General features: G+C 69.2%; 8 protein-coding genes. All 8 read left to right on the top strand.

Annotation, left to right across the window (positions count from 1 at the left end; translation table 11 throughout):
• The first annotated feature begins 180 nt into the window (after positions 1-180).
• From Q1K09_RS12670 to xerD, 8 genes are read left to right on the top strand one after another with little or no spacing between them, the layout of a single operon-like run.
• The gene (locus Q1K09_RS12670) at positions 181-1,023 is read left to right on the top strand and encodes a hypothetical protein (RefSeq protein ID WP_300345835.1); all 843 of its coding nucleotides are present in this window, start codon (positions 181-183) and stop codon (positions 1,021-1,023) included.
• A 15-nt stretch (positions 1,024-1,038) separates the two neighbouring features.
• Positions 1,039-1,848, top strand: coding sequence for an HAD-IIA family hydrolase (locus Q1K09_RS12665; protein ID WP_300345834.1), 810 nt, complete (start codon positions 1,039-1,041; stop codon positions 1,846-1,848).
• Positions 1,841-2,116, top strand: coding sequence for a hypothetical protein (locus Q1K09_RS12660; protein WP_300345833.1), 276 nt, complete (start codon positions 1,841-1,843; stop codon positions 2,114-2,116). The genes Q1K09_RS12665 and Q1K09_RS12660 overlap by 8 nt, the downstream gene beginning before the upstream one ends.
• Before the next feature lie 4 nt (positions 2,117-2,120).
• Complete coding sequence (locus tag Q1K09_RS12655; protein WP_300345832.1) at positions 2,121-2,960, top strand: TlyA family RNA methyltransferase; 840 nt, start codon at positions 2,121-2,123, stop codon at positions 2,958-2,960.
• On the top strand, positions 2,957-3,910 hold the full coding sequence (locus Q1K09_RS12650; RefSeq protein ID WP_300345831.1) for an NAD kinase: 954 nt from the start codon (positions 2,957-2,959) through the stop codon (positions 3,908-3,910). Before Q1K09_RS12655 ends, Q1K09_RS12650 begins: the two co-directional genes overlap by 4 nt.
• A gap of 4 nt (positions 3,911-3,914) precedes the next feature.
• Complete coding sequence (gene recN / locus Q1K09_RS12645) at positions 3,915-5,639, top strand: DNA repair protein RecN (RefSeq protein ID WP_300345830.1); 1,725 nt, start codon at positions 3,915-3,917, stop codon at positions 5,637-5,639.
• A gap of 21 nt (positions 5,640-5,660) precedes the next feature.
• On the top strand, positions 5,661-7,343 hold the full coding sequence (locus Q1K09_RS12640; protein ID WP_300345829.1) for a CTP synthase: 1,683 nt from the start codon (positions 5,661-5,663) through the stop codon (positions 7,341-7,343).
• 7 nt (positions 7,344-7,350) lie between these two features.
• Positions 7,351-8,364 carry a site-specific tyrosine recombinase XerD gene (xerD, locus tag Q1K09_RS12635; RefSeq protein ID WP_300345827.1) on the top strand — a complete coding sequence of 338 codons (1,014 nt, stop codon included), beginning with the start codon at positions 7,351-7,353 and terminating at the stop codon, positions 8,362-8,364.
• Positions 8,365-8,386 lie beyond the last annotated feature (22 nt).

Raw genomic sequence — 8,386 nt, 5'->3', positions numbered from 1 at the left:
CGAACCCGGAAGCTAAGACCCACAGCGCCGATGGTACTGCACCGGAAACAGTGTGGGAGAGTAGGACACCGCCGGACACACTTCACTAGAACTGAGGCCCGAGCACGGCAACGACGCCACGCTCGGGCCTCAGTCATATCCGAAGACAGTTCCCCTCACCGACGTCGATATGATTGAGCAGTGACACCACGAGACCGATCCACCCATGACCGCCCGAACCGGGAACGCCCCGCCCGCAATCCAGCAGACCTGCGGCGGGCCAACCGCGAAAAGCGCGAGCGGTCCCCGGAGATCGACGAGGACGTCACCGGCCGGGAGCTGGACAAGGACGCAGCCCGGCAGCTGGGCACTCTCAACGACACCAACCGCACCTGGGTGGCCAAGCACCTGGTGATGGCTGGTCGGCTCATCGACATCGACCCGCAGTTGGCCTTCGAACATGCCCTGGCCGCCTCACGGCGCGGCGGCCGCCTGGCCCTGGTCCGTGAAGCCGTCGGACTTGCCGCCTACGCCGCCGGAGACTACGCGGAGGCGCTGCGGGAGCTGCGCACCTACCGCCGCATCAGCGGAGACCAGACACACCTGGCCGTGATGGCCGACTGTCTGCGCGGCCTCGGCAAACCGGAGAAAGCCCTGGAACTGGCGGCCGAACCCGAAGCGCAGCAGATCTCAGGCAGCGCCCGGGCGGAGCTGGCCATGGTCACCGCCGGAGCCCACCAAGACCTCGGCGACCACGCTTCGGCCCTGGCGGCACTGGAAATCCCAGAACTGAACCTTCAGCGCGCCTACAGCTTCAGCCCCCGCCTCTACAGCATGTACGCCGAATGCCTCATCCAGCTGGGCAGAGAATCAGAGGCCCAGCGCTGGCAGGCGCAGATCCCGGTGGCCGAGAAGGCCCTGGGCACCGGCTCCTACGCCGAGCCTGAAATCATGGACTTCGACGACGACGAAGAGCCGGTGGCCCTGCCGAAGGTCAAAGACCTCGTCGATGACTCCGGCGCCCACCAGACCCGCAGAGACTGATCCCCAGGAGCCCGAGTGCCGCTGATCGACCACCATGACGCCGTGCTGTTCGACCTGGACGGCGTGCTCTATGCCGGACCCGAGGCCATCGATGGCGCCCCCGAGGCGGTAAGATCCATCAAGCAGCGCCAGCTGCGCTGCGCCTTCGTGACCAACAACGCCTCCCGGTCCGCCGAGCAGATCGCCGCCCATCTGCGCGAACTCGGCATCGACGCCCAGGCCTCCGAAGTCTTCGGCTCCGCCCCGGCGGGAGTGCGGCTGATGCGCCAGCACGTCCCACCGCCGGCACGCATCCTGGTCACCGGAAGCCAGGCGCTGCGCCAGCTGGTCTCCGAAGCCGGCTACACCGTGGTGCACAGCGCGCAGGACAGGCCCTATGCCGTCATCCAAGGCTTCGAACCCACCCTCGGTTGGACAGACCTGGCCGAGGCGGCCTACGCCATCAATGCCGGGGCCGCCTGGTTCGCCACCAACCTGGACCGCAATGTGCCGCGCGAACACGGCATCGCACCAGCCAACGGCGCCCTGGTGGAAGCCATCCACTTCGCCACCGGCACCCGCCCCCGGGCGGCGGGCAAACCCGAGCCGGTCATGTTCACCCAAGCAGCCGAAGCCCTCGCAGCGCAGAACCCCCTGGTCATCGGTGACCGGCTGGACACCGACATCCTCGGGGGCAACCGGGCCGGCTGCACCACCGCCCTGGTGCTCACCGGATCCACCAGCCGCGCAGAAGCCGAAACCGCCACCGGGGACCAGAAGCCGGACTGGATCATCACCAGCCTGCAGGACCTGTTCACCGAGACCACCGGGACTCATGATGAGTGAGACTACGAACCACACGCCGGGTCACCCTGCGCAGGACCCACCGCCCGAAAGCGGCGGGGACCAGCCTGCCGACCAGGGGGAGCAGCCGGCTGACGGCGCGGACCAAGCTGCTGACCAGAGCGGGCAGGCGGCTGACGGCGCGGACCAGGCTGACGATACCGCCGCAGCGCAGGAGCTGACCCTGGAGCAGCTGGAGGCCCATATCCGCTCGGCCGAGGAGCTGCACAGCAGCCTCACCCAGTGGCTGAACTCCATCACCCGGGACTGAGGCCGTGGCGGCAGCCAAGCAGAACCAGCGGCTGGACAAGGAACTGGTCGCCCGCGGCATGGCACCCAGCCGCAGCCGTGCCGCCCAACTGATCACCGGCGGGAACGTGCGCGTCGACGGCGCCGTCGTCACCAAACCAGCCGCCGTCGTCGGGCCGGCATCGAATATCAGCGTCGCCGCCGAGCACCAGTGGGTCAGCCGCGCCGCCCATAAGCTGCTGGGCGCGCTGGAGATCTTCGGCGTGGACCCCGCCGGGCGCCGTTGCATGGACGCCGGAGCCTCCACCGGAGGATTCACCCAGGTGCTGCTGCACTACGGAGCCGAGCATGTGGTCGCCGTCGACGTCGGCCACGACCAGCTCGCCCCCGCGCTGCGCGGCCACCGGCAGATCACCTCCGTGGAAGGCTGCAATCTGAGGTATGCCGAGCCGGAGCACCTCGGTGCGCCCTTCGACCTCATCGTCGCCGACCTCTCCTTCATCTCGCTGCGGCTGGTCACCACGCCGCTGGCCCGCATGGCAGCCCCGGCAGCTGATGTGCTGCTGATGGTCAAACCGCAGTTCGAGATCGGCCGCCAGCGGCTGCCGCGCACCGGAGTGGTCACCAGCGCCGACCAGCGCAGAGAAGCTGTGGAAAACGTGGCGCAGGCCGCCGCAGAGGCCGGCCTCATCCTGCGCGGTGCCGCCCGATCACCGCTGCCCGGCCAGGACGGCAACGCCGAGTTCTTCCTGCACTGTGCAGCTGACACCCAGGAGCAGTCCGCCCCGGACGATAGGCTGGACAGAGCCCTGCTGGACGGCGTCGAATACGGCGAGCCGCACACCACCGCGAAGGAGGCCCCATGACCCGGGAGGTACTCGTCCTGGCCCACACCGGCCGGCGAGACGCCGTGGACGCGGCCGTCACGGTGGCAGCCAGCCTGCACGCCGCAGGCCTGCGCCCGGTCATGCTGGAGCGCGACATCGAAGCCGTCGCCTCCGTGGCCGCCGCAGACCTCCGATCCGCGCAGGTAGCCGTGGCCGACCGGGAGGTTCCGCTGTCCCGCTGCGAAGTCGGCATGGTCCTCGGCGGCGACGGGTCCATCCTGCGCGCCGCAGACCTGGTCCGCCAGGCCCAGCTGCCCCTGATGGGCGTCAACCTCGGGCACGTGGGCTTCCTCGCCGAATCCGAGCGCACCCAGCTGGACGAATCCGTCCAATGGGTGGTGGATCAGAACTACACGGTCGAAGAACGCATGGCCCTGGACGTGCAGGTCTGGCAGGCCGACCACCACATCGGCTCCAGCTGGGCGCTGAACGAGGCCAGCATCGAGAAAGCCTCCCGCCAGCGGATGATCGAACTGGTCATCGAGATCGACGGCGCCCCGGTCTCAGCCTTCGGGTGCGACGGGATGGTCATGTCCACCCCCACCGGGTCCACCGCCTACGCCTTCTCCGCCGGCGGGCCGGTGGTCTGGCCGGAGGTGGAAGCTTTGGTGATGGTTCCGATCTCCGCACACGCGCTCTTCGCCCGGCCTCTGGTGGTGGCCCCGGACTCGGTGATGGCGGTGGAGCTGCTCCAGCGCGGCGACGAGCACGGAATCCTCTGGTGCGACGGCGCCCGGTCCATGGAGCTGCCGGCCGGCTCCCGCGTGGAGGTCACCCGCTCCGAGCGCTCGGTGCTGCTGGCCCGGGTCCACCAGACGCCGTTCTCCCAACGGCTGGTGGACAAGTTCAACCTCCCCACCACCGGATGGCGGGGACCGGTGGAAGCATCCAACACTCTGCCCTCTGCCAGCGGAGGAGAGGAGGTCTGAGCAGGTGATCGAGCACCTCACCATCAGCGGACTCGGCGTGATCGACCGCGCCGAGCTGGAGCTGGACCCCGGATTCACCGTGGTCACCGGTGAGACCGGAGCGGGCAAAACCATGGTGGTCACCGCCTTCGGACTGCTGCTCGGCGCCCGGGCTGAGGCCTCCGCAGTGCGCACCGGAGCAGAACGCGCCGCAGTGGACGCCGCCATCGCAGTTCCCGCAGGGCACCCGGCCCGCCGCCGGCTGCAGGAGGCCGAGATCATCGACGACGACGGCGACGACGACCCGCTGCTTCTGGGCCGGGTGATCAGCGCCAAGGGCCGCAGCCGCGCATCGGCGGCCGGGCGGCCGGTCCCCATCTCGCTGCTGGGGGAGATCGGCGCAGAGCTGGTGACCGTCCACGGTCAGAGCGACCAGCTGCGCCTGAAGTCCGCCGCCGCCCAGCGCCGGGCCCTGGACAGCTTCGCCGGCGCCGAGTTCGCCCAGCTGCTGGAGAACTACCAGCAGGACTTCAGCCGCTACACCGCGCAGAAGGCGGAGCTGGAGGAGATCACCGCCCATGAGATCGAACGCCGGCGCGAAGCCGAGCAGCTGCAGCAGGCCCTGGAGAGCATCGACGAGGTCGACCCCCAGCCCGGGGAGGACGAGCAGCTCAGAGCAGAGACCCTGAAGCTGGAGAACGTGGAGGCGCTGCGGGAAGCCGCCCGCACCGCCCAGCAGGCGCTGACCGGTGCCGACGCCGCCGAAGCCGTCGAACCGGGACCCAATGCGGCCGAACTGCTCGAGACCAGCGCCGCAGCCCTGGCACCGGTCACCGACCAGGACCCCGAGCTGGAGACCATCGCCCAGCAGCTCAGCGACGTCTCTGCGCTGCTCAGCGACGCCGCCTCCCAGCTGGGCATCTACGCCGCCGGGCTGGACGAGTCCGGACCCGAACGGCTGGCCCAGGTGCACCAGCGCCGTGCCGAGCTCGACCGGCTTATGCGCCTCTACGGACCAGAGATCGACGATGTGCTCGCCTGGGCGGATCAGGCACGACGCCGGCTGAGCACTCTGGACTCCGACGCCGAACGGATCGAGGAGCTCACCGCCTCGGTGTCCGAACTGGAGCAGCAGCTGCAGCGCCAGGCTGAGGATCTGACCCGGCGTCGCCGTGAAGCCGGCCGGCAGCTGGCCGAAGCGGTGGGGGAGGAGCTGGCCGCCCTGGCCATGCCGCACGCCGAACTGGTGGTGGAGGTCACCGCCGAGGAGCAGCTGAGCCGCCACGGAGCAGACACGGTGGCTATCCTGCTCAGCCCGCACCCGGGCTCCGCACCGCTGCCGCTGGGCAAAGGCGCCTCCGGAGGTGAGCTCTCCCGGGTGATGCTCGCCCTGGAGGTGGTGCTGGCAGCCCAGGCGGCGGCCGGAACCTTCATCTTCGACGAGGTCGACGCCGGGGTGGGCGGTGTGGCCGCAGTGCAGATCGGCCGCCGGCTGGCCAAGCTCGCCCGCCACGCCCAAGTGATCGTGGTGACCCACCTGCCCCAGGTGGCCGCCTACGCCGACCAGCACATCCACGTGCGCAAGACCGCCGACGCTGCCGCCGGGGTCACCGCCTCCGATGTGCGCGCCCTCTCCGACGCTGAACGGGTGGAGGAGCTGGCCCGCATGCTCGCCGGCCAGGAGGACTCCGCCTCCGCCAAGGCGCACGCCTCCGAGCTGCTGCAGACCGCCGCGCAGGAGAACCCATGACCGGCGCATCACCGCGAATGAATGATAGGCTGGAACTCCGTGGCGCAGCGCATTAATTCACGGAATCAGAACAGTCCCGACACCACCCGGCAGATCTTCGTCACCGGCGGCGTCGTCTCCTCCCTCGGCAAAGGCCTCACCGCCTCCTCGCTCGGACACCTGCTCCGCGCCCGGGGACTCTCAGTGGTGATGCAGAAGCTGGATCCCTACCTCAACGTGGATCCCGGGACCATGAACCCCTTCCAGCACGGCGAAGTCTTCGTCACCGAAGACGGCGCCGAAACCGACCTGGACATCGGGCACTACGAACGCTTCCTGGACGAGAACCTCGACGGCCTCAACAACGTCACCACCGGCCAGATCTACTCCTCGGTCATCGAGAAGGAGCGCCGCGGCGACTACCTGGGCGACACCGTGCAGGTGATCCCCCACATCACCGATGAGATCAAGCGCCGTATGCGGCTGCCCGCCGAGAGCGAGAACGCCCCCGATGTGATCATCACCGAAATCGGCGGCACCGTCGGCGACATCGAGTCCCAGCCGTTCCTGGAGGCCGCCCGCCAGCTGCGGCAGGACGTCGGGCGGGAGAACGTCTTCTTCCTCCACGTCTCCCTGGTGCCCTATATCGGCCCCAGCCAGGAGCTGAAGACCAAGCCTACCCAGCACTCCGTGGCCGCCCTGCGGTCCCTGGGCATCCAGCCCGACGGCATCGTGCTGCGCAGCGACCGCGAACTGCCGGCCGATATCCGCGGCAAGATCTCCCGGATGTGCGATGTGGACGCCGATGCAGTCATCAACTGCGCCGACGCCCCCAGCATCTATGACATCCCCCGCATCCTGCACAAGCAGGCCATCGACGCCTATGTGGTGCAGTCCCTGGACCTGAAGTTCAAGGACGTGGACTGGTCCAAGTGGAACCGGCTGCTCAACGTGGTGCACAACCCCGACGACGAGGTGGAGGTCGCACTCGTCGGCAAGTACATCGATCTGCCCGACGCCTACCTCTCGGTGACCGAGGCGCTGCGCGCCGGCGGCTTCGCCCACAATGCCCGCACCAAGATCCGCTGGGTGCCCTCGGACCTGTGCGCCGACCCGGAAGGCGCGGCCAAGGCGCTGGCCGGAGTCGACGCAATCTGCGTGCCCGGCGGATTCGGCGTGCGCGGACTCGACGGCAAGATCGGCGCGCTGCGCTACGCCAGGGAGAACAAGATCCCAGCGCTGGGCCTCTGCTTGGGCCTGCAGACCATGGTGATGGAGTACGCCCGCAATGTGCTGGGCATGAGCGAGGCCAACTCCACAGAGTTCGACCCCGACACCCAGTTCCCGGTCATCGCGACCATGGCTGAGCAGGAGGAGATCGTCGCAGGCGAGGGCGATCTGGGCGGCACCATGCGCCTGGGCGCCTACGACGCCGTGCTCACCGAGGGCAGCGTGGTGGCCCAGGCCTACGGCACCACCACGATCTCCGAACGCCACCGGCACCGCTACGAGGTCAACAACGCCTACCGCCAGCAGCTCAGCGAGGCAGGTCTGGTGTTCTCCGGAACCAGCCCGGACGGCACCCTGGTGGAGTTCGTGGAGCTGCCGCAGGACGTGCATCCCTTCTACGTCTCCACCCAGGCGCACCCGGAGCTGAAATCCCGGCCCACCAACCCGCATCCGCTCTTCGCCGGGCTGATCGGCGCGGGACTGAAGCGCCGCTGACCTGCCGATGAGCGAGCCTGAGGCTGCACGGCCGCGGTTCCGTGAGAGAGCCGCGGCGGCAGCGCTCTGGCCGGAGGTCGCCGACTACCTGGCACACCTGCGCATTGAGCGCGGATCCTCAGCCAACACGCTGGCATCCTACGAGCGGGACCTCTGCCGCTACACCGCCCACCTGGACGCCCAGGGCATCACTGCGCCGGGACAGATCGACGTCGGGCACATCTCCGACTACCTGCAGACGGTGACCACCGGGGCTGACGGCGGGACCGCGCTTCAGGAACGTTCCGCTGCGCGGATGCTCGCCTCGGTGCGGGGGGTGCACCGCTACTGGGCCCGGGAGGGTCGCACCAGCCACGACCCGGCCGCCGAGGTCGCGGCTCCGAAGCTGACTCAGTCGCTGCCGAAGGCGCTGAGCGTCGATGAGGTGACCCGGCTGCTGGAGGCCCCCAGCGCAGCCGCCCCGCTGGGGCTGCGGGACCGGGCTTTGTTGGAGTTCCTCTACGCCACGGGAGCGCGGATCAGCGAGGCCGTGGGTCTCGACGTCGACGATGTCCACAGCGTGCGGCAGACCGGCACCGAAGGTCTGGTGCTGGTGCGGGTCACCGGCAAAGGCGATAAGCAACGCATGGTGCCGCTGGGACGGATGGCGCAGAAGGCGCTGGGGGACTACCTGACCGCTGGCCGTCCCGCACTGGCCGAGGCTGCGGTGCGCTCCTCGGGGTCCTCGCGCCGGTCGCCGTCACCGGCGCTGTTCCTGAACAAGCTGGGCACCCGGCTCAGCCGGCAGTCGGCCTGGTCTGTGCTGGTGAAGACCGCCGAGGCCGCCGGCATCACCGCGGAGGTCTCACCGCATACGCTGCGGCACAGCTGCGCGACTCATCTGCTCGACGGCGGCGCGGATATCCGTACGGTCCAGGAGCTGCTGGGCCACGCCTCGGTGACCACCACCCAGATCTACACCAAGGTCACCGCCGAATCCCTGCGCGAACAGTACGCCACCGCTCATCCGCGCGCGCTCTGATCTGCGCCGACGCTGCATAACT

The sequence above is a fragment of the Nesterenkonia sp. genome (assembly GCF_029265375.1).
Classification (GTDB): domain Bacteria; phylum Actinomycetota; class Actinomycetes; order Actinomycetales; family Micrococcaceae; genus Nesterenkonia.
Note: the sequence above shows the minus strand (reverse complement) of the source record. Positions and strands in the feature narration are given on the sequence as shown.

Excerpts from the sequence above, each read along its gene's own strand:
- Q1K09_RS12650 (WP_300345831.1), top strand. The coding sequence starts at position 2,957 with ATGACCCGGGAGGTACTCGTCCTGGCCCACACCGGCCGGCGAGACGCC.
- xerD (WP_300345827.1), top strand. The coding sequence starts at position 7,351 with ATGAGCGAGCCTGAGGCTGCACGGCCGCGGTTCCGTGAGAGAGCCGCG.
- Q1K09_RS12660 (WP_300345833.1), top strand. The coding sequence starts at position 1,841 with ATGAGTGAGACTACGAACCACACGCCGGGTCACCCTGCGCAGGACCCA.
- Q1K09_RS12640 (WP_300345829.1), top strand. The coding sequence starts at position 5,661 with ATGATAGGCTGGAACTCCGTGGCGCAGCGCATTAATTCACGGAATCAG.